Annotated in this window: 19 protein-coding genes and 1 pseudogene; 17 read left to right on the top strand and 3 right to left on the bottom strand. The window is 71.8% G+C overall.

Annotated features, from left to right (window positions below; all coding sequences use genetic code 11):
- Positions 1–252: 252 nt before the first annotated feature.
- From ABD298_RS10715 to ABD298_RS10755, 9 genes are all read left to right on the top strand, one after another.
- Positions 253–1,344, top strand: a complete 1,092-nt coding sequence (locus ABD298_RS10715) for an RDD family protein (protein WP_344299675.1) — start codon at positions 253–255, stop codon at positions 1,342–1,344.
- On the top strand, positions 1,341–2,249 hold the full coding sequence (locus ABD298_RS10720) for a PP2C family protein-serine/threonine phosphatase (RefSeq protein ID WP_344299676.1): 909 nt from the start codon (positions 1,341–1,343) through the stop codon (positions 2,247–2,249). Before ABD298_RS10715 ends, ABD298_RS10720 begins: the two co-directional genes overlap by 4 nt.
- Positions 2,236–3,828: an FHA domain-containing protein gene (locus ABD298_RS10725; RefSeq protein ID WP_344299677.1), complete on the top strand. Its 1,593-nt coding sequence runs from the start codon at positions 2,236–2,238 to the stop codon at positions 3,826–3,828. The genes ABD298_RS10720 and ABD298_RS10725 overlap by 14 nt, the downstream gene beginning before the upstream one ends.
- On the top strand, positions 3,825–5,651 hold the full coding sequence (locus ABD298_RS10730) for a serine/threonine-protein kinase (protein WP_344299678.1): 1,827 nt from the start codon (positions 3,825–3,827) through the stop codon (positions 5,649–5,651). Before ABD298_RS10725 ends, ABD298_RS10730 begins: the two co-directional genes overlap by 4 nt.
- A gap of 47 nt (positions 5,652–5,698) precedes the next feature.
- Entirely contained in the window at positions 5,699–6,508 is an 810-nt protein-coding gene (locus ABD298_RS10735; RefSeq protein ID WP_344299679.1) for a hypothetical protein, read from the top strand.
- Positions 6,509–10,978, top strand: a complete 4,470-nt coding sequence (locus tag ABD298_RS10740; RefSeq protein WP_344299680.1) for a type VII secretion EssC family protein — start codon at positions 6,509–6,511, stop codon at positions 10,976–10,978.
- Between the two features lie 507 nt (positions 10,979–11,485).
- Positions 11,486–13,834 (top strand): NAD-dependent DNA ligase LigA, encoded by a 2,349-nt coding sequence (gene ligA / locus ABD298_RS10745; protein WP_425564378.1) that lies wholly within the window; start codon positions 11,486–11,488, stop codon positions 13,832–13,834.
- Complete coding sequence (locus tag ABD298_RS10750) at positions 13,831–14,688, top strand: inositol monophosphatase family protein (RefSeq protein WP_425564379.1); 858 nt, start codon at positions 13,831–13,833, stop codon at positions 14,686–14,688. Before ligA ends, ABD298_RS10750 begins: the two co-directional genes overlap by 4 nt.
- Positions 14,689–14,693: 5 nt before the next feature.
- On the top strand, positions 14,694–15,218 hold the full coding sequence (locus ABD298_RS10755) for a GNAT family N-acetyltransferase (protein ID WP_344299681.1): 525 nt from the start codon (positions 14,694–14,696) through the stop codon (positions 15,216–15,218).
- A gap of 45 nt (positions 15,219–15,263) precedes the next feature.
- Here ABD298_RS10755 and ABD298_RS10760 read toward each other — a convergent pair whose 3' ends face one another.
- The 3 genes and pseudogenes from ABD298_RS10760 to ABD298_RS18695 form a co-directional block, all read right to left on the bottom strand.
- Entirely contained in the window at positions 15,264–15,947 is a 684-nt protein-coding gene (locus tag ABD298_RS10760; RefSeq protein ID WP_344299682.1) for a response regulator, read from the bottom strand.
- Positions 15,940–16,707: a sensor histidine kinase gene (locus ABD298_RS18690; RefSeq protein ID WP_425564389.1), complete on the bottom strand. Its 768-nt coding sequence runs from the start codon at positions 16,705–16,707 to the stop codon at positions 15,940–15,942. Before ABD298_RS18690 ends, ABD298_RS10760 begins: the two co-directional genes overlap by 8 nt.
- A gap of 438 nt (positions 16,708–17,145) precedes the next feature.
- Positions 17,146–17,667 (bottom strand): annotated as a pseudogene (locus ABD298_RS18695) (histidine kinase); the annotation flags it as partial.
- A 167-nt stretch (positions 17,668–17,834) separates the two neighbouring features.
- Here ABD298_RS18695 and ABD298_RS10770 point away from each other — a divergent pair.
- The 8 genes from ABD298_RS10770 to tdh all read left to right on the top strand — a co-directional run bounded on the left by ABD298_RS10770 (position 17,835) and on the right by tdh (position 25,782).
- The gene (locus ABD298_RS10770; protein WP_344299684.1) at positions 17,835–19,295 is read left to right on the top strand and encodes a CitMHS family transporter; all 1,461 of its coding nucleotides are present in this window, start codon (positions 17,835–17,837) and stop codon (positions 19,293–19,295) included.
- A gap of 188 nt (positions 19,296–19,483) precedes the next feature.
- Positions 19,484–19,780, top strand: a complete 297-nt coding sequence (gene gatC, locus ABD298_RS10775) for an Asp-tRNA(Asn)/Glu-tRNA(Gln) amidotransferase subunit GatC (RefSeq protein WP_208712112.1) — start codon at positions 19,484–19,486, stop codon at positions 19,778–19,780.
- Positions 19,781–19,783: 3 nt separating this feature from the next.
- Positions 19,784–21,328 (top strand): Asp-tRNA(Asn)/Glu-tRNA(Gln) amidotransferase subunit GatA, encoded by a 1,545-nt coding sequence (gatA, locus tag ABD298_RS10780; protein WP_344299685.1) that lies wholly within the window; start codon positions 19,784–19,786, stop codon positions 21,326–21,328.
- 14 nt (positions 21,329–21,342) lie between these two features.
- Positions 21,343–22,854 (top strand): Asp-tRNA(Asn)/Glu-tRNA(Gln) amidotransferase subunit GatB, encoded by a 1,512-nt coding sequence (gene gatB, locus ABD298_RS10785; protein WP_344299687.1) that lies wholly within the window; start codon positions 21,343–21,345, stop codon positions 22,852–22,854.
- A 106-nt stretch (positions 22,855–22,960) separates the two neighbouring features.
- Positions 22,961–23,332, top strand: a complete 372-nt coding sequence (locus tag ABD298_RS10790) for a VOC family protein (RefSeq protein ID WP_344299688.1) — start codon at positions 22,961–22,963, stop codon at positions 23,330–23,332.
- An 81-nt stretch (positions 23,333–23,413) separates the two neighbouring features.
- Positions 23,414–24,073, top strand: coding sequence for a hypothetical protein (locus tag ABD298_RS10795; protein WP_344299689.1), 660 nt, complete (start codon positions 23,414–23,416; stop codon positions 24,071–24,073).
- Between the two features lie 89 nt (positions 24,074–24,162).
- Positions 24,163–24,687 carry a DUF6069 family protein gene (locus ABD298_RS10800; RefSeq protein WP_344299690.1) on the top strand — a complete coding sequence of 175 codons (525 nt, stop codon included), beginning with the start codon at positions 24,163–24,165 and terminating at the stop codon, positions 24,685–24,687.
- A gap of 48 nt (positions 24,688–24,735) precedes the next feature.
- Positions 24,736–25,782 (top strand): L-threonine 3-dehydrogenase, encoded by a 1,047-nt coding sequence (gene tdh / locus ABD298_RS10805; protein WP_344299691.1) that lies wholly within the window; start codon positions 24,736–24,738, stop codon positions 25,780–25,782.
- Positions 25,783–25,808 lie beyond the last annotated feature (26 nt).

A 25,808-nucleotide genomic window follows, 5' to 3' on the forward strand; every position in this document is an offset into this window, starting at 1 on the left:
GCCGCCTGTGGCAGTATGGTCCGGCGGGGGGCGCTCTACTGCCCCACCTGCGGTACCCCGGCTCCACGCCGGCACGGAGCTGGCCCGGTCCGGGGCGTGCTGGCGCACGACGGTCCCGCGCCTGGGGCGCCTTCCAGCGACGTCGCGGTTCAACCGCACGGCCTGCAGCGGCACGGGCGGCCGGGAGACAGCCGGCCGGGTCACGAGCGGCCGGGACGTGAGGGGCACGGACGTGAGGGGATGGTGGGGACCGTGGTGAATCTCGAGCTGGCCAATGCGTCGACCGGCAAACGGGCGGGCGCGAAGCTCATCGACCTCGGGATCGCGTGGCTCCTGCAGCTCGTCCCGTTCGCGCTCGGGGCCGCGTCGCTCCTGAGCCTGTCCGGCAGCCGCTACCCGACGAGCGCCGACCAGCAGGCCCTCCTCGCCGCCACCGTCTGGTATGTGGTGGGCGGCGTGCTCGGGATGGCCCTCTGGGTGTTCTGCTGGGCGTGGGAGGCCAAGACCGGGAAGACTCCCGGCCAGGCGATGCTCGGCCTGCGCACAAGCAGCCTCGAAGGGTTCGCCCCGGGCTGGGGTGCCGTGTTCGTCCGGAACCTCGTCTTCGGGCTCATCTGCCTCATCCCGTTCGTCGGCGTCATCCTCGCCCTCATCTCCAACGCGTTCGACCCGAACAGCAAGCGCCAGGGCTGGCATGACAAGGCCGCACGGACGTTCGTCTTCGACGTCCGGGCCGGGCGGGACCCCCTCACGACCGGCGGCATCAATGGACCCGCCTCGTTCGCGCCGCGGCCCGAGCTCCCTGCCGTGCAGGAAGTGGCCTCCCCCATGCCCGTGCGCAGTCCTACCCCCGTGACCAGCGCGGCCCCGGTGACCAGCGCGCCGTCGTCCGTGCCTCGCCCCGACCGCCAGCCCTCCGCCGCCGTGCACCCCGCCGCCGAGGTGCATCCCGACGCCGAGGTGGGACAGACGCGGTTCTCCCGGGTCGCGGGCGAGCGGGCCGGCGCAGACGAGGTCGTGCTGAGCTTCAGTGACGGGCGGCGCGTCGCGCTGCGCGGGCCGGTGCTGGTGGGCCGCAACCCCGCAGGGTACGAGGAAGAGACGGTCCAGGAACTCCTCGCGGTGGACGACCCGGGGAAGAGCGTCTCCAAGACGCATCTGGCGGTATGGAGCGACGGGAGCAGGGTCTGGGTGCAGGATCGCAGGTCGACGAACGGGACGCGCATCGTGCGGGGTGACGGCGGCTCGTCGCCGGCCCCGGCCGGTCAGCCGGTGGAGGTCGACGCCGGGGACGTCGTGCATTTCGGCGACTACTTCTTCTCTGTGGGCAGGAGCCGCGCGTGACCGAGGGACATTCGCCCGAGCTGGAGCCCCGGCTGACCCTCACCGTGGGATTCGGCACCGACCGGGGCCTGCGCCGGGAGCTCAACGAGGATTCGTTCCTGGCCCAGGACCCCGTGTTCATGGTCGCGGACGGGATGGGCGGCCACGAGGCGGGCGAGGTCGCGAGCCAGCTCGCTGTCGACACCCTCCGGGAGGCACCCGAGCTCGAGCCGGGGACGCACCGCGCCTCCGCCCAGGACATCCAGCAGATCATCGAGCGCGCCGACTGGCGCATCCGTGAAGCGACGGGAGCCCGGGCGGGCACGACGCTCACCGGGGCGGTGCTGATCGAGATCTCCTCGGTTCCCTACTGGCTCGTGGCGAACGTGGGCGACTCGCGCACGTACCGGCTCTCGGCCCAGGGCCAGCTCGACCAGATCAGCGTGGACCACTCCGAGGTCCGCGAACTCGTCGATGCAGGCGAGATCACCCCAGAGGAGGCGCTGGTCCATCCGCGGCGGCATGTCGTCACGCGGGCGCTCGGCACCGGGGAGGACGCCGAGGCCGACTTCTGGCTGCTGCCCGTCGAGGACGGAGACCGGCTCCTCATCTGCTCGGACGGACTCACCAGCGAGCTCCGCGACGGGGAGATCCACTGCGTCCTCATGACCCGCCAGCACCCTCAGGACGCGGTCGACGCCCTCATCGACGCCGCGATCAAGGCCGGCGGACGCGACAACGTCACCGTCATCGTGGTGGATGCCCGTGACACCGCCAGCGAGCTCGCCCTGCCCGAGACGGCGCCGCGGCTCGCCCCGGGGCAGGAGACGCGGGACCGTGACGCAGACGGCACCGGGCCGGCCGCCCACGCAGGGCCCACAGCCGAGCAGGGGCGTGACGAAGGGGCGACCGATGACGGCGCGTGAGCACGGCCATCGTGAGTACAGGCCTGGGCGCGATGCCATGCTCCTCGTGCGGGGGTCCCTCACCGTCCTTGTCCCCGCCACGCTCCCGGACGCCATCCTTGGGCGGCTCTGGGAGACGCTCGCGTCGGAGGGCGCAGACCTCTACGCAGTCCTCGACTCGCTGACGGCGGAGTTCGGCGTGGGGCGGCTCCCGTCCTTCGGCGTCGCCGAGCACGGGGACCGGCTCCGGCTGCTCGTCCGCGGTGACGTCCGGGCCACCGTCACGACGCCCACTGGCGCCGAACGCGTCAGCGGCGCCGAGGTGGGGACGTGGCTCGAGCGCGCGTTCGCGACGTGGTCGGCGGTCGAGCTGCTGGGCGCGGCCTCGCAGGACGGCGCTGAAGGACGGACGCTCCCTCTCCTGGGCGGCGCCGTGCGAGCGGACGCCGTCGTCGTCTCGGCCGGTACACGCGCGCCTGTGCCTGCGGCCCCTGACGCGACGAGCGTGGCCGAAGCCCTGGCGCCCGACGCTGTGGCGCCCGACGCCACGCTGGCTCCCGAAGCCACCGTCGCCCCCGAGATGACGGTTGCCGCCGATGCGGTGGCCTCCGAGGCGGCGGAGGCACCCTCCGCGGTCCCCGATGAGGAGCTCCCGACCACCACCTCCGGCTACGACCACCTGTGGGGAAGCACAGTCCTGCGTTCGGTCGAGGACGCGGCCGTCCGTTCCGAGGACGCCGACGGCGTCCCCGACAACGACGTCGACCACGGCGCGAACACCGCAGCACCCGCTGCCATGCCTCCCACTGGCACGCCCGAATCTCAGCGGGCTGCCGAATCTCAGCGGGCTGCCGAATCTCAGCGGGCTGTCGGGCCTGAACCCGCTGCTGACCCCGAGCCCGCGCCCTGGACTCCACCGCCGCTCATCGACTCGGTGCCGTGGGGCCCCTCCTCCGACCGGCCCGAGCACCACACCGTCCCTGAGCGCTCCATCACCTCCGAGCTGTTCGGCGACCACGACGGCGAGACGGTCATGCGCAGCGACGTCGACGCCCTGGACCTCACGGTCCCGCCTGAGTCCCAGGGCCGGCCGGCAGGCGAGGCGGCCCGGCCGGCGTCGTCCGAAGGCAGGCGCGCACCGGGACCGCTCGTCGTCGGGCGCCGCTGCCCGCAGGGGCACGCGAACCCGCCGTCGTACGCACAGTGCGCCTCCTGCGGCGACCCGATCTCGGGGGAGCCGGAGCAGCTGCCGCGCCCGGCCCTGGGCAGGGTCCGCTTCCCGGACGGCGAGGTGATCGAGCTGAGCCAGCCGCTCGTGGTCGGGCGGCAGCCGTCCGTCTCGCGGGTCGCGAGCGGGGGCATGCCTCGGCTGGTGTCGGTCACGAGCCCGTCCGGTGACATCTCGCGCAACCACCTCGAGGTGCGCCTCGAGGGGTGGCACGTCATGGTGCGGGACCTCAAGGCAACCAACGGGACCGTCCTGGAGCGGCCCGGGCAGGCGCCGCGGCGGCTCGCGCAGGGGGAGATGATGATCGTGCTCGACGGCGACATCGCCGATCTCGGCGACGGCGTCACGCTGCGCTTCGAGGCGGTGCCGTGAGCTCGAAGCGCCCGCCAGCCCCGCCGCCGCAGCTGCCGGGCTTCCGCTACCTGAGCCTGCTGGGCTCGGGCGGCTTCTCGGACGTGTTCCTGTACGAGCAGGACCGGCCCCGCCGGAAGGTCGCCGTGAAGGTCCTCGTCTCGGACCTGCGCACCGAGAGCGCGCGCAGGCAGTTCGAGTCCGAGGCCAACCTCATGGCCCAGCTCTCCTCGCACCCGTACATCGTGACGATCTACGAGGCCGAGACCACCGCCGACGGACACTCGTACCTCGCCATGGAGTACTGCTCCCGGCCCAGCCTGGACATCCGCTACCGCCGCGAGCCGCTCAGCGTCGACGAGGTGCTCGCGATCGGCATCCAGGTCTCCTCGGCCGTCGAGACCGCGCACCGGGCCGGCATCGCCCACCGGGACATCAAGCCCGCCAACATCCTGGTCACCGACTACAACCGCCCGGCGCTGACCGACTTCGGCATCTCGGGCACCGTCGAGGGCGGCGGGGAGTCCGACATGGGCATGTCGATCCCGTGGTCGCCGCCCGAGTCCTTCCGCGGCGGCGCGGTCGACGGCGTCGCCCTGGACGTGTGGGCCCTCGGCGCCACCCTCTACACGCTCCTCGCCGGACGGTCGCCGTTCGTCATCCCAGGCGGGGACAACTCGCAGCGCTCGCTCGTCCAGCGCATCCACTCCTCCCCGGTCCCCCCGATCGGCCGGGCGGACGTTCCCGGGTCCCTCGAGCTCGTCCTGTCCACGGCGATGTCCAAGTCGACCGAGGGCCGCTACTCGTCCGCCCACACGTTCGCGCTCGCGCTCCAGCGGATCCAGAGCGAGCTGAACCTCTCCGTGACGCCGTTCGAGGTGCTCGAGGAACCCACGGACGACGACGATCCGGACTCCGCCTTCGAGCAGACCCGGGTGCGCGGCATAGTATCCATCAGCCCACAGAGCACGGGAGAGGCCGGGCGCGCGGTCGGCCCGGCCTCCAGTCGCACCGCCCGGTCGCGGGCAGGGGCTCAGCGCTCCCCGGAGGCTGCGGCGGAGGTGCCGCCTGCGGAGGACTCCACCGTCCTTCGGGTACGGCCGGGCACCGGCACCGGGGACGGCCAGACCGCGCCCAGCGCCGGCGCAGGGACCGGCCTCGCAGACCCGACCGTGCCGCGAGGCGATGCGGCGCCCGGGTGGGACCGTTCGGCGCGTGCCCTGGACGATTCGGTGCAGCTCCGAGCCGGCGACACCGTGCTGCGTGGGGACGCGACCGTGCTCCGCGGGGACGCGACGGTGCTGCGCGGCGACCGGGACCACGCGGCCCCGCGGCGACCCGGTCAGCGCCCACACCCGACCACTGCCGGGCCCGAGGCCGCCAACGCCGCGGGGGGCGCCGGCGCACACGGGGCGACGCGGCGCCGTCGTGCGCTCATCGCGTCCGCGGCCTCGGGAACGGTCCTCGTGGGGGCGGTGGTGGCGGGCGTGCTGCTTGCCCCTGGCCTCGCGGCGCGGCCGGCCCCGAACCAGACGGCGCACAGCGCCCCGCCGGTCGACGCGGTCGACTCGGGAGCCGTGCCGAGCGTGGCAGACCTCAGGGGGACGGCGGCGGCCTCCGGGGTCACCTTCACGTGGAAGAACCCCGATCCGAAGCCCGGCGACGCGTACATGGTCACAGTCCTGCGGGTCACGGGGCAGCAGCCGCCCACCTCGGTCACGCAGCCGAGCGTCACCGTCCCGAAGGAACCGGGGCAGACGTGCGTGCGCGTCGTCGTGCGGCGCAGTGACGGGAGTGCCGGGGCGATGGACGAGAGCGCACCGAGCGCATGCGTCCCCGGCTGAGACGGGACGCGGGACAACCACACGCCGAGCTGGGGAGCGAAAGGCACATGGACCACACTGCACATACCGACGGCACACCACGTACGGACGGCACTGCACGTACCGACGGTGGCTCGGGGGCTGCCGCGCACGACCTTGTCGTGGAGTTCTGCGGCGAACTGTTCCGCCCGGACACGGAAGACGTGTTCAGCATCGGCCGGGAGGGCGACCTCGAGGTCGACGACAACCCGTACCTCCACCGCCGCTTCCTCGAGATCTCCCACGTGGACGGGATCTGGTGGCTCGCCAACGTCGGGTCGCTGCTGTCCGCGACGGTCGCCGACGTGAGCGGCGGGCTGCAGGCATGGGTCGTCCCGGGGGCGCGCATCCCCCTCGTGTTCGGCCACACCAACGTGATCTTCACGGCGGGCTCGACCACGTACGAGTTCTCGGTCCGCCTGCGCACCCCGGCGTTCCGGCAGCGCCCTGCCGAGGATGCCGGCGACGACATCGGCGAGACCACGATCGGGCCCATCACGTTCACCGACTCGCAGAAGGCCGTCATCGTGGCGCTGGCCGAGCCGATGCTGCGCCGCGACGGGACGGGCCTGAGCTCCATCCCGACCTCCGCTGCCGCTGCGAAGCGGCTCGGGTGGGCGCTGACGAAGTTCAACCGCAAGCTGGACAACGTGTGCGACAAGCTCGACCGGGTCGGCGTCGTGGGCCTGCGCGCCGGCGGGGGGAAGCTCGCCACCAACCGCAGGGCGCGGCTCGTGGAGCACGCCGTGAGCTCCCACCTCGTGACGACCGCCGACCTGGCGCTGCTGGACAGCCAGGCCGAGGCGGGGCGCGCGCGGCACGGGGCAGAGGGGGACTAGGTGCGGATCAGGCTCACGCTCCGGCGGGACCCGGAGGCCGCGGCGGATCTCGCCGTGACCGTGGACGGCCTCGCCACGGTCGGCGACGTGGCACGCGAGCTGTGGCTCGCTGACCCCGCTCGCCGCCAGGAGGGACACATCAGCGCGGGAGCGCTCTCGGGCCTCACGCTGCGTGTGGACGAGTCGGTGCTCGCCGGGGGCATGACCGGAAGGATCCTCGATCCGGCCGCGAACCTGCTCGAGTCGGGGCTGCGGCAGGGATCGACTGTGTCGATCTCGCGCGTCGACCCAGACTCCCCCGCCGGGGGGATCGACCGCGGGCCGGCTGCAGCGACCCTGCGCGTGCTCAGCGGGCCGGATGCCGGCAAGGAGTTCTCGCTGCCGGCCGGGGCGAGCCTCATCGGCCGGGGTGACGGCGTCGACGTTCCGCTGACAGACCCGCTGGCCTCGAAGCGCCACGCCCGCATCACGGTCGGGGAGACGATCGAGATCGCGGACCTCAACTCGTCCAACGGCCTCGTCGTGGACGGGCACACCGTCTCGCGGGCCGTGCTGGCGTCGTCGGACGCCGTGACGCTGGGGGACACGACGGTCTCGGTGGTCGGCCTCGGGCACGGCGCCGGCCGGTCGCAGACGTCTCCGCTCGTTCCGTTCAACCGGTCGCCGCGGGTCGTGCCCCGCTTCCCGCAGCAGGAACGCGAACTGCCCGAAGGGCCGCAGCGGCCCAAGGACCAGCCGTTCCCGGTCGTCATGATCATGCTGCCCATCGTCATGGGCGTCGTCATGTTCGTGGTCCTGCAGAGCGTCCTGTCGATCATCTTCATGGCGATGATGCCGCTCTTCGCCATCGGGATGTGGCTCGAGTTCCGGCGCCAGACGAGGAAGGAGCTGCGCGAGGAGACGCGCATCTTCGAGGAGCGGCTCGCCGAGTTCGCCCGGCAGATGACCGAGCTGCAGGACGTCGAACGTGCGGTGCGCCTGCAGGAGGCGCCTTCGGTGGCCGAGACCGTCGACTCGGTCTACCGGCTCGGTCCGCTGCTGTGGACCCACGCGCCCGAGCACCGCGAGTTCCTCTCCGTCCGGCTCGGGCTCGGCGCGGCACCCAGCCGCGTCCGGGTCTCGCTCCCCAAGGAGGGCCAGACCCTGCCCGAGTTCACCCGGCGGCTGCACGAGGCCGCCGAGCGCTTCGCGGTCGTCGACGCCGTGCCCATCACGGCGAGCCTGCGGCAGGGCGGCGGACTTGGGATCGCGGGGCCGCGCGGCCTCGTCGAGAACGTCGCGCGCGGCGTCGTGCTCCAGATCGCGGGGCTGCACTCGCCCGCCGAGGTCGCGATCGCAGGGCTTGCCTCGCACGGGTCGAAGGAGCGATGGGCCTGGCTCCAGTGGCTCCCGCACGTCGGGTCCCCGCACTCGCCCCTCGCCGGCGACCATCTTGCGGCCGGGTCGGCCGCGGGAAGCCTCCTGTTGATGCGGCTCGAGGAGCTCCTGGCCGTGCGCGCCGGGGCTGACCCGTCGTCGTCGCCCGCCCTGCGCGCCGCGGGAGGCCGGCGCGGCGCGGTCAAGGACGAGCACGAGGGCGTGACCGAGGCTATCGTGCCGACCGTCGTCGTCCTCGTTAAGGACGACGCTCCCGTGGACCGGGGACGTCTGACGCGGATCGCCGAGCTGGGCCCTGACTTCGGCATCCACGTGGTGTGGGTAGCCGCCGGTGCCGAGCAGCTTCCGCAGTGCTGCCGCGACTTCATTGTGGTCGACGGCGAGCACGGGGCCACGAGCGGCCAGGTCCGCCTCGGCCGGCACACGTACCCCGTGAGCTGCGAGAGCGTGGACGCGGCGCTCGCCGTCCAGCTCGGCCGGATGATGACGCCGGTCGTGGACGTCGGCAAGCCCGTGGACGACGACTCCGACCTCCCGCGGTCCGTCTCCTACGTCACCCTCGCCGGGAAGGAGATCGCGGACGACGCCGGCACGGTCGCCGAGCGCTGGAGGCAGTCCAACTCGGTGCGCGGGACCGCCGTGCCGAATCCGAAGGCGAAGGGGAGCCTCCGCGCGCTCGTCGGCTCCAAAGGGGTCGAGCCGTTCTTCCTCGACCTCAAGAACGACGGCCCGCACGCGCTCGTGGGCGGCACCACCGGCGCGGGCAAGTCCGAGTTCCTCCAGTCGTGGGTCCTCGGCATGGCGAGCGCCTACAGCCCAGACCGGGTCACCTTCCTGTTCGTCGACTACAAGGGCGGCGCCGCGTTCGCGGACTGCGTCCACCTCCCGCACACGGTGGGCCTCGTCACCGACCTGTCCCCGCACCTGGTCCGCCGGGCGCTGACCTCCCTGCGCGCCGAGCTGCACCACCGGGAACACCTGCTCAACCGGAAGAAGGCCAAGGACCTCCTCGCCATGGAGCGGGCAGGAGACCCCGATACGCCTCCGTACCTCGTGATCGTCGTCGACGAGTTCGCCGCGCTCGCCACCGAGGTGCCCGAATTCGTGGACGGCGTCGTGGACGTCGCGGCGCGCGGACGGTCCCTCGGCCTGCACCTCATCCTCGCCACGCAGCGGCCCGCCGGCGTCATCAAGGACAACCTGAGGGCCAACACGAACCTGCGCATCGCGCTGCGCATGGCGGACGAGGCGGATTCCGAGGACATCCTCGGTGAGAAGACGGCCGCCTACTTCGATCCGTCCATTCCGGGGCGCGGCGCGGCCAAGACCGGGCCGGGCCGCGTCCAGGGTTTCCAGACCGGCTACGCCTCGGGATGGACCACGGACCGGCCGGCGAAGCCGCGGATCGACATCGCCGAGATGGACTTCGGCACGGGAGCCTCCTGGGAGTCCCCGGCCGACCCCGCGGACCGCGGCCCGGAAACTGAGGGTCCCAACGACATCGCCCGCATGGTCCGCACCGTCTCGACCGCGGCGGACCGCCTCGCGATCGACGTTCCCCGCAAGCCGTGGCTGGCCGAGCTGCCGCAGACCTACGACTTCGCGAAGCTCCCCAACCCCCGCACCGACGAGCGGCTCCTGCTGGGCGTCGTCGACGACCCGGCCCACCAGAGCCAGCCGACGTTCTCCTACGAGCCGGACCGCGACGGCAACATGGCCCTGTACGGCACAGGCGGCGCCGGCAAGTCGGCCGCCCTGCGGACCATCGCGGTCGCCTCCGCCGTCACGGTGCGCGGCGGCCCCGTCCACGTGTACGGGATCGACGCCGGGTCGCGTGGCCTGCACATGCTCGCCGACCTGCCCCACGTCGGCGCGGTGATCGACGCGGACGACGCCGAGCGCGTGGGGCGGCTCATGCGGCACCTTGCCGCACTGGTCGACGAGCGCTCGGAGCGCTATGCCGCCGCCCGGGCGGGCACGATCGGCGAGTACAGGCGCCTCGCTGACCGCCCTGACGAGGCACGCATCATCGTCCTGATCGACGGCATGGGCGCGTTCCGCGAGCTCTACGAGTACTCGGCGGACAACGACGTGTTCGACGTGCTCACGCAGTTGGCGTCGGATGGCCGCGCGGTCGGGGTCCACCTCGTCATGACGGGCGACCGCACCAACTCCATCCCGGCCTCGATCGCGGCGAGCGTCCAGAAGCGCATCGTCCTGCGCATGACTGGCGAAGACGACTACATGATGTTCGGCCAGCCGAAGGATGTTGTCACGCCCCAGTCCCCTCCGGGACGCGGCGTCGTCGACGGACTCGAGGTCCAGCTCGCCGTCCTGGGAGGCAACGCCAACGTGGCGGTCCAGGCGCGCGAGGTCGCGAGGCTTGCCGCCGCGATGCATCGCCAGGACGTCGCGGAGGCGCCGGGCATCCGGAACCTGCCCGACATCGTCGTGGGCGCTGACCTCCCGCTCGACAGCGGCCGCGTTGCGCTCGGCCTCGAGGACTCGACGCTCGAACCGCTCTTCGTCGACCCGTCCGGGGCCTTCATGCTCAGCGGGCCGCCGGGGTCGGGACGCACGACCGCACTGGTGGCCCTCGCGGCCGCGCTGCGGCGCGCGCGGCCCGGGGTGCGGCGCGTGTACGTCGGGCCCCGGAAGTCCCCCATCGCGGGGCTGCCGCTGTGGGACGCGAGCTATGTCGGCGAGGATGCGGTCGCTTCCGCGGCGGATGGGCTCCAGTTGGACGTCGGCGTGCGCGAGTTCGCCCTGTTCGTCGAAGGGCTGCCAGAGTTCGACTCGACGCTTGCCGAGGCGGGGCTCTCGTCGCTGATCACCTCTATGGACCGTGAAGGCCTGTGGGCGGTCGGGGAGTCCGAGACCTCGGGCTGGAGCTCCGCGTGGAGCCTGTCCCAGCCGTTCAAGAACGGTCGGCGCGGGCTCCTGCTCAACCCGACCGAGATGGACGGGGACTCGCTGCTCAGCACGCCACTCGGCAGGATCCGCAACCCCAAGTACGTCCCCGGCCGCGGCTACTACGTGGCCCGCGGGCGCGCGCTCAAGGTGCAGACGGCGTACGAGGACCTGACCGTCTGACGCCAGAACGGCGGAGGAGCGTCGTTGTGCGGACAGGTCACGTAGTTCGGCCCGAGGGGGACGTCCATTCGAGCGTGCCCGGCTGTGGTCTCTGATCCGCAGGGTCGTCCATCGCCGCTCGTCCGCGGGCGACCGCATCCCGGCACAGGAGGGCGAGATGGTCGGTCTCGGTCGTACCGCCGTCGGCCCGCTCGTGAGTGTGGTCCGCCGCGGTGGCCGCTGCAGGTCGGTCACACCCGGGAAAGCGGCACGTGCGGTCGCGCGCGCCGAGGAACCGTCGCATCGCCGCGGTCGGCGCGTACCGGGCCCGGCCGCTGCCTCGCCAGCGAGGGCCCGGGTCCTCGGCGGCTGCTTCTTGGAGCGAGGACGCGAGGAGGTGCGGAGCCGGTTCGACACACCATCGCGGCAGCCTCCCACCCTTGGAGCCTCGGCTAAGGAAGGCCTGCGGTGGCACCGTCGAAGAGACCGCACGGAACAGTGTCGGAGGGTTAGGGCAAGATAGTCACCGTGAGCGCTGAATCCGTGAGCCAAGCCGTCTCCGACGAGGCCGTAGTCCCGCCCGAGTCTCTGAGGGAGGAGTACGAGGCCCTTTCAGACGAGGTGCGCAGGCACCGCGCCGCGTACTACAACGAGGATGCGCCGCTCATCTCCGACGCCGAGTATGACGTCCTGTACCGGCGCTTGGAGGAGTTCGAGGCCCTGCACCCCGAACTCGTCTCGAACGACTCGCCGACTCAGGAGGTGGGCGGCGAAGCGACAGCTGCGTTCGCCCCCGTCGAGCACCTCGCGCGCATGTACAGCCTCGAGGACGTCTTCTCGATCGATGAGCTCGAAGCGTGGATCCGCCGCGCAGAGGCGAGCGTTGCCGCCGTCGGACTTCCGCCCGCGAGATGGCTCACTGAGCTGAAGATCGACGGGTTGGCCGTCAACCTCCTCTACCGCAAGGGCGAGCTCGTCCGCGCGGCGACCCGCGGTGACGGGCGCACCGGTGAGGACGTCACCCACAACGTCCTCACCATCAAGGACATCCCCCAGCGTCTCGCCGGGGACAGCCACCCCGACGAGGTGGAGATCCGCGGCGAGGTCTACATACCCACCAAGGCGTTCAACGAGTTCAACGAAGCACTCATCGCCGAGGGCAAGGCGCCGCTCGCCAACCCCCGCAACGCCGCCGCCGGATCGCTGCGCCAGAAGGACCCGGCCGAGACCGCCAAGCGGCCCCTGAGCATGTTCGTCCACGGAATCGGTGCCCGTGAGGGGCTCTCGTCGTCGAGCCAGGCCGAGACGTACGAGCTCCTCAAAGCGTGGGGGCTGCCCACGAGCCCCTACTACGAGGTTCTCGACACCTATGAGGAGGTTCTGGCCTTCATCGAGCGCTACGGCGACAAGCGCCACAGCCTCATCCACGAGATCGACGGGATCGTGGTCAAGGCGGACGACTTCGCGACACAGCGCGCGCTCGGCCACACCTCGCGGGTCCCGCGCTGGGCGGTCGCCTTCAAGTACCCCCCGGAGGAGGTGCACACCAAGCTCCTCGACATCCGCGTCAACGTGGGTCGCACGGGAAGGGTCACCCCCTACGGGGTCATGGTCCCCGTGAAGGTCGCCGGTTCGACCGTCGAGATGGCCACCCTTCACAATCAGGACGTCGTGAAGGCCAAGGGCGTCATGATCGGCGACGTCGTCGTGCTGCGCAAGGCCGGCGACGTGATCCCGGAGATCGTGGGGCCGGTCCTCGCCCTCCGAGAGCAGCAGGATCCGCCGGTCCGGGATTTCGTGATGCCCTCCGAGTGCCCCTTCTGCGGCACGTCCTTGGCGCCGTCCAAGGAAGGCGAAGTGGACGTCCGCTGTCCCAACGCGCGCTCCTGCCCCGCCCAGCTGCGCGAGCGCGTGTTCCACTTGGCAGGCCGCGGGGCCTTCGACATCGAGGCGCTCGGCTGGGAGGCAGCGATCGCTCTGACCCAGCCCGCCGCTCCCGAGACTCCTCCGCTTGAGAACGAGGCGGGCATCTTCGACCTCGCTCCGGAGGACCTTCGCGACGTCATGATCCGCCGCGAGAAGCGCGCCAAGGGGGCGGGCACGGGGGAATGGGAGCTCGTGCCGTACTTCTACACCAAGCCCACGGCCAAGACGCCGTCGAAGCCCACGGCCAACACCGAGAAGCTCTTCCGCGAGCTCGAGAAGGCCAAGTCCCAGCCGCTGTGGCGCGTGCTCGTGGCGCTGTCCATCCGGCACGTGGGGCCGACGGCGTCGCGCGCACTCGCAACCCGCTATGGGTCCATGGATGCCCTGCGTGCGGTGCTCGCGGCCCCGGACGCCCGCGAGCAGCTCTCTGAGGTCGACGGGGTCGGGCCGATCATCGCGGACGCTCTCATCGAATGGTTCGCCGAGGACTGGCACCGCGAGATCGTCGACCGCTGGAAGGCCGCGGGCGTGGCGATGGCCGACGAGCAGCACGCGTCTGCGGCCCGCACGCTCGAGGGGCTCACCGTCGTCGTGACTGGAAGCCTGGAGGGCTTCAGCCGCGACGAGGCCAAGGAGGCCATCATCATCCGCGGCGGCAAGGCCTCCGGCAGCGTGTCCAAGAAGACCGACTATGTGGTGGCCGGCGAGAGCGCAGGATCCAAGCTCGACAAGGCCGAACAGCTCGGTCTGCCCATTCTGGACGAGGCGGGCTTCGTCAAGCTCCTCGCCGAAGGCCCGGGGAATGCGGAGGCTGCGGTGGATGAGGGCGAAGCGGCACCGGTCGCGGGGCATCCCGCGGTCGACGACGGCGCCTCCACGGGCGAGGAACTCGCCGCCCGGATCGGCGAGGCCGAGGAGGACGCGGAGACGGACGAGGAGCCAGCGCCGTGAGCGCCCAGTACTCACTGGACTTTCTGGCGGGCCTGCTCGCGACGGCCCGGCGCGCGGCTGCCGCCGGGGCGGCGGTCCTGTCCGGCCGCGCGGCGGGGACCCTTGCCGTGGGTGACGCCGAGCAGGAGACGAAGAGCTCCGGCAGCGACTGGGTCACGGCTTTCGACCTGGCAGCGGAGAAGGCCGTGAGGGACGTCCTCGCGTCGGAACGGCCCCGCGACGTCATCACGGGCGAGGAAGACGGGACCACAACCGTCGAGGATCCGAGCGGCTTCCGCTGGTCGATCGACCCGCTCGACGGGACCACGAACTTCATCCGGGACATCGTCTACTACGCCACGAGCGTCGCGGTCGCCGATGCCGAGGGCCACTGGCTCGCCGGCGTCGTGAGCGCGCCGGCGCTAGACCGGGAGTACTGGGCCGTTCGGGGCGGGGGAGCGTTCCGCTCCGACGGGCGTGGCGACCCGCGCCAGCTGGAAGGCCCCGCAGCGGGCCGCGCCGGCGCCGGGTCCGCGCTCCTTGCGACCGGGTTCAGCTACGACCCGGGCGTCCGCGCAGAACAGGCGGCCTTCTTGCCCGGCCTCATGGACGGCTTCGGGGACATGCGCCGACTCGGATCTGCAGCGCTGGACCTCTGCCTCGTCGCTGATGGCACGCATGACGCGTACGGCGAGCGCGGCCTCAACGAGCACGACTTCGCCGCGGGCGCCCTCATCGCCGAGGAGGCCGGCTGCTGGGTGCGCCGGCCTGCGCTCACCAGCCCTCTCGACGGCGGCCCCTCCGATGCAGAGCGTCTCGCAGCGTGGACCTGCGCAGGCAGCATCGAGTTCTCCGGTCGCTTCCCGATCGAGTGACCGGGGTGGCTGACCCCTCGGAGCGCGAGATCGCGCACCCTCTGGCCATCCGCGAGGCGGTCGCTGAGGACTATCCCGAGATCGCCCGCATTGCCGCCGAGGCGTACCTCGCGGCAGGGTATTTCGAGGACCCGGAGCACCCGTACATGAGGCAGGTGGCGGACGTCGCCTACCGGGCTGCGCGAGGCACCGTCCTGGTCGCTGAACGAGGCGGAAGGATCGTCGCCTCCGTCACGGTCATGGCGTTCGGCGACGGCTTCGAGCAGGTCGCCACGGAGGGCGAGTTCGAGTTCCGGCTCCTCGTCGTCGACCCCGCAGTCCAGCGCAGTGGGGCTGGGAGCGCCTTGGTCCGCGAGGTCGAGGCGAGAGCCCGGCGGGCCGGCGCGAGCGCCGTCGTGCTCACCACAGGGGTTGGCTGGGAGGGGCCGAACGCCCTCTACCCGCGGCTGGGCTACGAGCGTGCGCCCGAGCGCGACTGGCCTATTCCGGGCACCGACATCTGGCTGCCCGTGTACGTCAAACCACTCTGACCTCAGGTCTGGGGTGATCTCGGCGGCACACGGGGTGACCTCGGGTCAGGCGGAGAGTCCGTAGCGGTGCTCGGGGCGCCCCGTCGAGCCGTAGCGGAGCTGGATTTCCACCGCGCCGTCCTCGGCGAGCGCCGCGAGGTACCGCTGCGCCGTGGCCCGCGAGACGCCGACGACGGCGGCAACCTCGGCCGCGGACAGCAGTGCCCGGGCGGAGCCTGGACCCTGCGCGAGAGCCTCAAGCACGGCGGTTTCGGTCGCTGAACGGGACCGGCTCGGGCCCCCCGACGACGGCGCGTCCGCGCCCCCGAGCAGCGCGCGCCGGGCCCGGTCGAGCCCGGCCTGGTCGAGCGAGCCGGTCCCCGCCAGCACCCGCCGGTACCGGGCGTAGCCGCGCAGGGCTGCGGCGAGGTCGTCGGCGCTGAACGGCTTGATGAGGTACCCGAGCGCCCCGCGGCGCAGGGCCGTCCGGACGGACTCCGGATCGGATGCGGCCGTGAGCATGATCGCGTCCGTGTCGATCGTGCGCAGGAGCTCGAGCCCGGTCGTGTCCGGAAGGTAGGTGTCGAGCAGCACGAGGTCGGGCCGCAGCGAGTGGGCGGCCTGGAGCGCGAGCGCCGCCGTCCCTACCGGGGCCAGCGCCGCGAAGCCGGGCACCGCGTCGACCCACGTGGCGTGGAGCCGGGCGACGTGGAAGTCGTCGTCGACGATGAGCACCCTCAGATCAGCCATTCCCCGTCCTCCCCCTGGGACCGGCCCGTCCGAGCCTCGAGTCCCGGTCCGCCTTCTCCTCGTCCGTCAGCCCCACGATGCGGGCACCGAAGACGGCCCCCGGCCCGCCGGGGCGCCCGGGGGAGATCACCCACACGTCTCCGCCGTGCCGGCGCGCCAGCTGCCGCGACAGGTGCAGGCCCAGGCCGTGGCCGCCGGGCTGTTCCGCTGCGGGCGGCGCCGTCGTGAACCCCCGCTCGAATAGCTGCTCCGGCTCGATCCCGCCGATGCCGTCGCCCGAGTCGGCGACGACGACATGAAGCGTGGGGCCGTCGTCGAGCAGTTCGACCTCCACCCAGCGTTCGCCGCCGGCATCCGGAGAGCCGGCGACGGCGGCGCGCACCGCGTTGTCGACGAGGTTGCCGAGCACGGTGGTCACGTCCTGCGCGGCCGCCACCGGGTTCCGGACGAGGGTCTCGGCGCCGAGCCGCAGGACGACGCCGCGCTCCGAGGCCTCGATGCCCTTCGCCCCGAGGAAGGCCTGCAGGCTCGGGTCTCCGAGCAGCTCGGCCTGCTCGAGCGGGAAGCTCAGGGGCCCGGTCGCACCCAGCCGCCCCAGCACTGAGCGGGCCTCCGCCACCTCGCCGAGGTCCAGCAGACCGGCCACCGTGTGGACCTGGTTGGAGAACTCGTGCCGCTGGGCGCGCAGGGCCTCGCTGAGCGCGCCGACCGCGTCGAGCTGGCGGGTGAGACCGCGCAGCTCCGTGCGGTCGCGGAGCATGACGACCCACCCGAGTTCCTCCCGCGCATGCACGACGCGCCGCGCACTGGCCACGAGCACCCGCTCGCCCACGACGAGCTGCCGCCCTGTCCCGCCGTCGGCCTCCGCGGGAACGTCGCCGGCCGTCAGTTCGCGCAGCTCGGCCGGCACCGACGCCGAGTCCCACCGCTCTCCGGTGAGGTCGACGCCGAGGAAGCGCCGCGCGGCGTCGTTCGCGACGGTGACCCGGCCGTCCCGCCCGACCCCGACCACGCCCTCGTCGATCCCACGCAGCACGGCCTCCTGGTCCTGGACGAGGGTGCCGATGTCCTCCGGCTCGAGCCCGAGCGTGAGCCGCGCGAGCCTCCGCCGCAGCGCGAGCGACGCGACGACGCCGGCCGCGAGGGCCAGCACCGCGGTGCTCCCGACGGCGAGGGCATCGGCGCCGAGCCCCTCGGCCACGCCCGAGCGCGCGTACCCGACGCTCACCTCGCCCACCACCGAGCCCTCGCCCTGGGGAGCGCCGGCCGGGGCGTGGACGGGCACCTTCGCACCCACCGAGGGGCCGAGGGTCCCGGTGTTCCTGGTGGTCTCCTCGCGCCCGGACAGCGCCACATCCGGGGGCGTGCTCACCCGCTCGCCGAGCCGCGCCGGATCGGGGTGCGCCAGCCGCAGCCCCTCCTCGTCGGTCACGACGACGAACAGCGCCCCCGTGCTGGCCCGTGCCGACTCCGCTGCAGCCATCACCGGCCCCGAGGCGAGCTCCGCGGGCGGGGGAGTGCCGGCACCGGCGGCGATCTGCGCCGTCGTACGCCGCAGCACCGGGTCGGAGGCGAGTGTGCGGCCGAGGGTGAGGGCGTTCTGCTCCGCCTCGGTCCAGAGGCGCTCGTAGGCGAGCCAGAGGTGGGCCCCCGCGGCAAGCACGACGGCGAGCGCGACCGCCCCGACCTGCAGCAGGAGGGTGCGGGTCGAGAAGCGCATCTGCCCATCGTAGGCCCGGTTCCACGCGGTGAGCAGAATGCGCAGAACCCGTCGAATGAGCAGAAGATCAGCCAATGCCGGCAAACCCGGGGCGCGTCCTGCGGCCCAGCTACTTTCGTAGCGCGCATCACACCGCGGTGATGCGGTTCACAAGAGAGGAGCCACCGATGCTGGTAGTGCTCGGCTTCGCGATGATCGCCGTGTTCATGGCGCTCATCATGACGAAGAAGCTCACCCCGGTGCTTGCGCTGATCATCGTCCCGACCATCTTCGGCCTGTTCGCTGGGGCGGGGCTCGGGATCGGCCCGATGGTCATGACGTCCCTGAAGTCCATGGCCCCCACGGCCGCCCTGCTCATGTTCGCGATCGTGTACTTCGGGCTCATGATCGACGTGGGCCTGTTCGACCCGCTCGTGAAGTTCATCCTCCGCAAGCTGGGCAACGACCCGGCGAAGGTCGTGCTCGGCACGGCCATCCTGGCCGCGGCGGTCTCGCTCGACGGCGACGGCTCAACCACGTTCATCCTCACCACCGCGGCGATGCTGCCGGTGTACCTGCGCCTGGGGCTGAGCCCGGTGGTCTTGACCTGCGTCGCCGGCCTCGCGAACGGCACGATGAACATCCTGCCGTGGGGCGGCCCGACCGCCCGCGCTGCGACCGCGCTGAAGATCGACGTCAACGACGTCTTCGTCCCGATGGTCCCCTCGCTCATCGCGGGCCTCGCGATCGTCATGCTCTTCGCCTGGCGGCTCGGTCTGCGCGAGCGGAAGCGGCTCGCCGTCGAGCGCCCTGAGCTGTGGGGCCCGGAGGCGGGCGCTGCGGCCGCTGCAGGCGTCGCCTCGTCCGGCGGCGCCTCGAACGGCGGCGGCCTCGGCTCGCCGAAGGGCTCGCCCACGACGCCGGGTGGCGGGGTTGCGCTGCTCGACGCGCCGGAGCTGGTCGACCAGATGGACTCGGCCATGGCGGACACCGCGCTTGACCCGCACCGCAGGACGCTGCGCCCGAAGCTGTTCTGGTTCAACCTGGCCCTCACGGTGGGCATCATGGTCCTGCTCGTGGCGGATGTCCTGCCCCTCGCGTACGTGTTCATGGTCGGCGCGGCCGTAGCGCTCGTGGTCAACTTCCCGCGGGTGAAGGACCAGGCCGCGCAGCTCGTGGCGCACGCGCCGAGCGTCGTCGCCGTCGTGTCCATGGTGATGGCCGCCTCCGTGCTCACCGGCGTGCTGACCGGAAAGATCGGCGAGACGACGATCGTGACGGAGATGTCCACCTGGCTCGTCTCGGTCATCCCGGCGGACGCGGGCCCGTTCATGGCGGTCATCACGGGCATCCTGTCCATCCCGATGACGTTCTTCATGAGCAACGACGCGTTCTACTTCGGGGTCCTGCCCGTCCTGTCCGAGACGGCCGCGCACTATGGGATCGGTGCGGCGGACATGGCCCGCGCCTCCATCACCGGCCAACCGTTCCACCTGCAGAGCCCGCTCGTCCCGGCGATCCTGCTGCTCGTCTCGCTCGCGAAGGTCGAGCTCGGCGACCACCACAAGCTGGTCCTGTGGCGCACGGCGGTCATCTCGCTCGTGATGCTCGCGGTCGGCCTCCTCGTGGGGGCGATCGCGATCGGCTAGCCCGCACCCCTCCGTCTGGGGGTCACGTCCTGAAGGTCACCTCCTGTTGGTCTTTGTCCGCGCATTGGCCAACAGGAGGTGACCTTCAGGCGTGGGGAGGCTCTGCGCGGGAGCGGTCGCCGTCGTCCGCGCCGGCCCGCGACTAGACTGGACCGCGAACCTTCTGCACCCACTTCACAGGGAGATCCATGGCTGAGATCACTCGCGACGACGTTGCGCACCTCGCGCAGCTCGCGCGGATCGAGATGAGCGAGGCGGAACTCGACAAGATGGCGGGCGAACTCGCCCACATCGTCGACGCCGTCAAGAGCGTGAGCGAGGCCGCCGGGCCCGACGTCCCGGCCACGAGCCACCCGATCCCGCTGAGCAACGTCTTCCGCGAGGACGTCGTCGGCCACGTCCTGACCCCCGCCGAAGCGCTCTCAGGCGCCCCCGACTCGGACGAGGACCGCTTCAAGGTCCCGGCCATCCTGGACGAGGAGTAACCCATGAGCGAGAAGAACCTCAGCGACCTCATCACGTCCAGCGCCTCGGCCCTCGCCGAGAGGCTCGCCGCCAAGGAGGTCTCCTCCGAGGAGGTCACGCAGGCGCACCTCGACCGCATCGCGGAGGTCGACGGCGGGGAGCGCGGCGTCCACGCGTTCCTGCACGTCAACACGGAGGAGGCGCTCGCCGTCGCCCGCGAGGTCGACGCGGCCCGCGCCGCCGGCGGGGACGACGCCGCCGCCCTCCACCCGCTCGCGGGTGTCCCGATCGCGATCAAGGACCTCATCGTCACGGTCGGGCAGCCCACGACGGCGGGCTCCCGCATCCTCGAGGGGTGGATGAGCCCCTACGACGCGACCGTGATCAAGAAGATCCGGGCCGCGAAGCTGCCGATCCTCGGCAAGACCAACCTCGACGAGTTCGCCATGGGCTCCTCCACCGAGCACTCGGCGTTCGGGCCGACCCGCAACCCATGGGACCTGGACCGCATCCCCGGCGGCTCCGGGGGCGGCTCCGCCGCGGCCGTCGCCGCCTTCGAGGCCCCGCTGGCCCTCGGCACCGACACGGGCGGCTCGATCCGCCAGCCCGGGGCTGTTACCGGCACAGTCGGCGTCAAGCCCACCTACGGCGCGGTGTCCCGCTACGGCGCGATCGCCATGGCGTCGAGCCTGGACCAGATCGGCCCCGTCTCGCGCACCGTCCTGGACTCGGCGCTGCTCCAGGAGCTCGTGGGCGGCCACGACCCGTTCGACTCGACCTCCCTCACCGACCCGTTCGACACCCTGGTCGCCGCCGCGAGGGCCGGCGCCGCCGGTGGAGGCCTCGAGGGGCTCCGCATCGGCGTCGTGAAGGAACTCGGCGGCGAGGGCTTCCAGGCCGGCGTCGAGACCCGCTTCCACGAGGCGCTCGAGCTGCTCAAGGGCGCCGGCGCGCAGGTCGTCGAGGTCTCCTGCCCGAACTTCAAGTACGCCCTCGGCGCGTACTACCTGATCATGCCGAGCGAGGTCTCCTCCAACCTCGCCAAGTTCGACGGCGTCCGGTACGGACTGCGGGTCCTGCCCCAGGACGGCCCCATGACGATCGAGCGCGTCATGGGCGCGACCCGCGCCGCCGGGTTCGGCGACGAGGCCAAGCGCCGCATCATCCTCGGCACCTACGCCCTCTCGGCCGGCTACTACGACGCCTACTACGGTTCGGCGCAGAAGGTCCGCACGCTCATCCAGCGCGACTTCGACAACGCGTTCGCCCAGGCGGACGTCCTCATCTCCCCGACGGCGCCCACCACGGCGTTCCCGCTCGGAGAGAAGCTCGACGACCCGCTGGCCATGTACCTCAACGACGTCGCGACGATCCCGGCGAACCTCGCCGGTGTCCCCGGCCTGTCGCTGCCTGGCGGCCTCGCGGAGGAGGACGGCCTGCCCGTGGGCATCCAGCTCCTCGCCCCCGCCCGCGAGGACGCGCGCCTGTACCGCGTCGGCGCGGCGCTCGAATCCCTGCTCGAGGCGCAGTGGGGCGGCCCGCTGCTCGCCCAGGCCCCGGCCCTCTAAGGAGAGAACGAACGATGGCATCCACTGACGAGATCCTCTCCTTCGAGACGGCCATGGAGCGCTTCGAGCCGGTCCTCGGCTTCGAGGTCCACGTTGAGCTGAACACCAAGACGAAGATGTTCTCCTCGGCCCCGAACGTGTTCGGCGACCAGCCGAACTCGAACGTCAACGAGGTGGACCTCGGCATGCCCGGCGTCCTGCCCGTGGTGAACAGGGCCGCCGTCGAGTCGAGCATCAAGATCGGCCTCGCCCTGAACTGCGAGATCGCCGAGTCCTGCCGGTTCGCGCGGAAGAACTACTTCTACCCGGACACGCCGAAGAACTTCCAGACGTCGCAGTACGACGAGCCGATCGCCCACGACGGCTGGATCGACATCGAGCTCGAGGACGGGACCGTGTTCCGCGTCGAGATCGAGCGCGCGCACATGGAGGAGGACGCCGGCAAGCTCACCCACATGGGCGGTGCGACTGGCCGTATCCAGGGCGCCGAGTACTCCCTCGTGGACTACAACCGCGCGGGCGTGCCGCTCGTCGAGATCGTCACCAAGCCGATCGTCGGCGCGGGCTCTCGCGCGCCAGAGCTGGCCCGTGCCTACGTCGCGGCGATCCGCGAGATCGTGAAGAACCTCGGCGTCTCGGACGCCCGCATGGAGCGAGGCAACGTCCGCTGCGACGCGAACGTCTCGCTCATGCCGAAGGGTGCGGACAAGTTCGGCATCCGGTCCGAGACGAAGAACGTCAACTCGCTGCGCTCGGTGGAGCACGCCGTGCGGTTCGAGATCCAGCGCCACGCTGCGGTCCTGTCGGCGGGCGAGAAGGTCACCCAGGAGACCCGCCACTGGCATGAGGACACGCGCACGACGACGGCCGGCCGCCCCAAGAGCGACGCCGACGACTACCGCTACTTCCCTGAGCCGGACCTTGTGCCCGTGGTCCCGAGCCGCGAGTGGGTCGAGGAGCTCCGTGCGTCCCTGCCCGAGCCGCCGGCCGAGCGCCGCAAGCGCCTCAAGGATGCCTGGGGCTACGCTGACGCCGAGTTCCGCGACGTGGTCAACGCCGGTGTCATGGACTCGGTCGAGGAGACGATCGCTGCCGGCGCGACCCCGCAGGCTGCGCGCAAGTGGTGGATGGGCGAGATCGTCGGCCGCGCCAAGGCCGCCGATGTCGACCCGGCCGAGCTCGGCGTGACCCCGGCCGCGATCGTGGAGCTCAACGGCCTCGTCGAGGGTGGCAAGCTCAACAACAAGATGGCCGGCCAGGTGCTCGACGGCGTCATCGCCGGCGAGGGCACCCCGACGGAGGTCATGGAGGCCCGCGGGCTCGTCCTCGTCTCCGACGACGGCCCCCTCCTCGAGGCGATCGACGCCGCGCTCGCCGCCCAGCCCGACGTCGCGGACAAGATCCGCGGCGGCAAGGTCCAGGCCGTCGGCGCGATCGTCGGCGGCGTCATGAAGGCCACCCGCGGCCAGGCCGACGCCGGCCGCGTCAAGGAGCTGATCCTCGAGAGGCTCGGCGTCAACGCGTAGCCGAGCTCACCCGGCACTGTGCCGGGAACAGCGCACGACGGCGCCCCGCACCGGAAGGGACCACGGAACCTTCCGGCGCGGGGCGCCTCGTGCGTAGGGTGGCCCCATGTCGCCGCTCATCCAGTACCACGCCACCGTCCTCGGCACCCCGGATCCTCAGGCTGCGGCCCGCTTCTACGCCAACCTGCTGGGCTGGGAACTGGGCGACGACGAGCGGGAATGGGCCACCGTGCTCAACCCGGCCGGGGGCCCGAAGCTCTCGTTCCAGTTCGAGGAGGACTTTGAGCGTCCTGTCTGGCCCGAGGAACCGGGGAAGCAGCAGATGATGATGCACCTCGACCTGCTTGTCGACGACCTCGAGAAGGCAGCCGCGCACGCGAAGGAGTGCGGTGCGCGGAGGGCCGACCACCAGCCCCAGGACGACGTCCTCGTCTTCTTCGACCCGGACGGGCACCCGTTCTGCCTCTTCGAGAACTGAACCTGTGACGCTCCTAGCGGTTTCCTGTCAGTTGCCACGGGTTCCGCACAGCTTCCGGTCCCAGCGGCGCAAGATGGAGTCATGAGTTCTACCACGCCACACCGCGTTCGCCGCGGCATCGTCATCGGAGCCCTCGCCCTCGGGCTGGCAGGCGGGGGCGGTGCCGCTGTCTGGGCCGCCTCGACGCCGTCCCCGTCCGCGCCCTCGCAGGGATCAGCCCCCTCCCACGGCAGTCAGGGGCAGGGCGGCCAGGGACAGGGCAGTCAGGGGAAGGGGCACGCCTTCGGGCGCGGTCTGGCCCTGGGCGGCCTCCACGGCGAGATGACGGTCAAGAAGAGCGACGGGACGTTCGCGACGGTCGTCTCGCAGCGCGGGACCGTCACCGAGGCCACGGGCACGAGGCTCACGGTCAAGAGCGAAGATGGGTATGAGCACTCGTACGCCCTCAGCGGCGACACCAAGATCCACGCTGCCGGCCAGAAGGGCGCTGCGCTCACCGCCGGAGACCTCAAGGTCGGAGACGAGGTGGCCGTCCGGGCCATGCGATCCGGGAGCACGGACACTGCCGAGCAGGTCATGAAGGGCCCGTTCCCCACCCCGGGCAGCCAGAACGGCCAGAACGGCAAGGGCCACAACGGCCAGAACGGCAAGGGCCACATGAAGCACCAGAACGGCAGCAGCCCGGCCCAGCCGCAGTCGCCGTCGCCCAGCCCGTCGGCAACTGGCTCTGTCTCCTCCTGAAGCCCCTGCAGGCCTCTTCTTAGAGGCCCCTTAGAACCGCGCTCCTAGTCTGGGACTGCTTCATCTGAGCCCGTCCCAGGAGGAACCGCGTGTCCGAGCAGCACCCCACCGCCCGAGCCCTTCGGAGCCCTCTGGCCGAGCGCGCGGCGCGCGCCTTCGACCTGGACTTCCCGAAGGGGCGGCGCCAGCCCTCCCTCGCACGCTTCGTCGTCGCGAGCGTAGTCGCGGTTGTCGGGTCGGTCATGGCCTGCGCAGCGCTCGCTGGCGCTGCGGTAGCCGCGATGCCGGACCTGGCCGGCTACGAGCACTTCCAGTTCGGCGAGTACACGAAGCTGACAGTGGTCGGTGTGGTGCTCGCGTGCCTCGCCTGGCCGGCCATGGCGTGGCTCTCCTCAAGGGCGTGGAAGCCTTTCCTGTGGCTCGCCGTGGCGGTGACGGTGGCCGGCCTCGCGCCCGACGCATGGATCCTCCTGAAGGGCCAGCCCGCGGCGGCCGTCGGCGTGCTCGTGCTCATGCACGCGGCCCTCGCGCTCATCACCTACCCGGCACTCGTGCTCATCGCGCCGCAGCGCAGCCCGGGAGTCCGCGCCGCAGGGCGCAACCGGCTCCGCTGATCGCGCGCCCCCGTTGTCGTGACCCGCCGTCTGGCCTTGAATGGGCCCATGAAGGCCCTCTACAAGCCCGGCCCGCAGCCCGGTCTCGAGCTCACCGACCGACCCGAGCCGCAGGCTGGGCCCGCGGACGTCAAGATCCGTGTGCTCGCCACCGGGATCTGCGGAACGGACCTGCACATCCAGGCGTGGGACGCGAGCGCCCAGTCGATGCTCGTCACCCCGCTCGTGCCGGGGCACGAGTTCTACGGGGAGGTCGTCGAGGTGGGCGAGGATGTGCGGGAGGTCCGGGTGGGGGACCGCGTCTCGGGCGAGGGCCACATCGTGTGCGGGATGTGCCGCAACTGCCGGGCAGGCCGCCGACAGATGTGCATCAACGTCGTCAGCGTCGGCGTGCAGCGCGACGGGGCCTTCGCCGAGTACGTCGTGATCCCCGAGGCCAACGCCTGGGTCCATCACGACCCGTCGGTCACGCCCGAACTCGGGGCGATCTTCGACCCGTTCGGCAACGCCGTCCACACGGCGCTCAGCTTCCCGCTCGTCGGCGAGGATGTGCTCATCACCGGGGCAGGGCCGATCGGGCTCATGGCCATCTCGGTCGCCCGGCATGCGGGGGCCCGGAAGATCGCCATCACCGATGTCTCGGCCCAGAGGCTGGACCTGGCGCGGCAGATGGGCGCGGACCTCGCCGTCGACGTCTCGCGCATGACCGTCGCCGAGGCCCAGCGCGAGCTCGGCATGCTCGAGGGCTTCGACGTGGGCTTCGAGATGTCCGGGCGTCCCGCCGCGCTGCAGGGGATGATCGAGAACATGAACCACGGCGGACGGATTGCCCTCCTGGGCCTGCCAGCCGAGGCTGCCGAGATGGACTGGGGCAAGGTCGTCACCCACATGCTCACGCTCAAGGGCATCTACGGCCGCGAGATGTTCGAGACCTGGTACGCCATGAGCGCCATGCTGTCCTCGAACCCCGTCCTGCGGCGCCATGTCGCCTCGGTAGTGACCGACGTCCTCCCGGCCGAGCGCTGGGAGGAGGGGTTCGCCGTCGCCCGCTCTGGCACCGGCGGCAAAGTGGTGCTGGACTGGTCCGGCGTCTGAGCCCGCGGAACGCGAAGAGGAGAGGA

The organism is Sinomonas flava, from assembly GCF_039531875.1.
Lineage (GTDB): Bacteria > Actinomycetota > Actinomycetes > Actinomycetales > Micrococcaceae > Sinomonas > Sinomonas flava.

Excerpts from the sequence above, each read along its gene's own strand:
- tdh (WP_344299691.1), top strand. The coding sequence starts at position 24,736 with ATGAAGGCCCTCTACAAGCCCGGCCCGCAGCCCGGTCTCGAGCTCACC.
- gatC (WP_208712112.1), top strand. The coding sequence starts at position 19,484 with ATGGCTGAGATCACTCGCGACGACGTTGCGCACCTCGCGCAGCTCGCG.
- ABD298_RS10790 (WP_344299688.1), top strand. The coding sequence starts at position 22,961 with ATGTCGCCGCTCATCCAGTACCACGCCACCGTCCTCGGCACCCCGGAT.
- gatB (WP_344299687.1), top strand. The coding sequence starts at position 21,343 with ATGGCATCCACTGACGAGATCCTCTCCTTCGAGACGGCCATGGAGCGC.
- ABD298_RS10770 (WP_344299684.1), top strand. The coding sequence starts at position 17,835 with ATGCTGGTAGTGCTCGGCTTCGCGATGATCGCCGTGTTCATGGCGCTC.
- ABD298_RS10795 (WP_344299689.1), top strand. The coding sequence starts at position 23,414 with ATGAGTTCTACCACGCCACACCGCGTTCGCCGCGGCATCGTCATCGGA.
- ABD298_RS10725 (WP_344299677.1), top strand. The coding sequence starts at position 2,236 with ATGACGGCGCGTGAGCACGGCCATCGTGAGTACAGGCCTGGGCGCGAT.
- ABD298_RS18690 (WP_425564389.1), bottom strand. The coding sequence starts at position 16,707 with ATGCTCCGCGACCGCACGGAGCTGCGCGGTCTCACCCGCCAGCTCGAC.
- ABD298_RS10735 (WP_344299679.1), top strand. The coding sequence starts at position 5,699 with ATGGACCACACTGCACATACCGACGGCACACCACGTACGGACGGCACT.
- gatA (WP_344299685.1), top strand. The coding sequence starts at position 19,784 with ATGAGCGAGAAGAACCTCAGCGACCTCATCACGTCCAGCGCCTCGGCC.
- ABD298_RS10760 (WP_344299682.1), bottom strand. The coding sequence starts at position 15,947 with ATGGCTGATCTGAGGGTGCTCATCGTCGACGACGACTTCCACGTCGCC.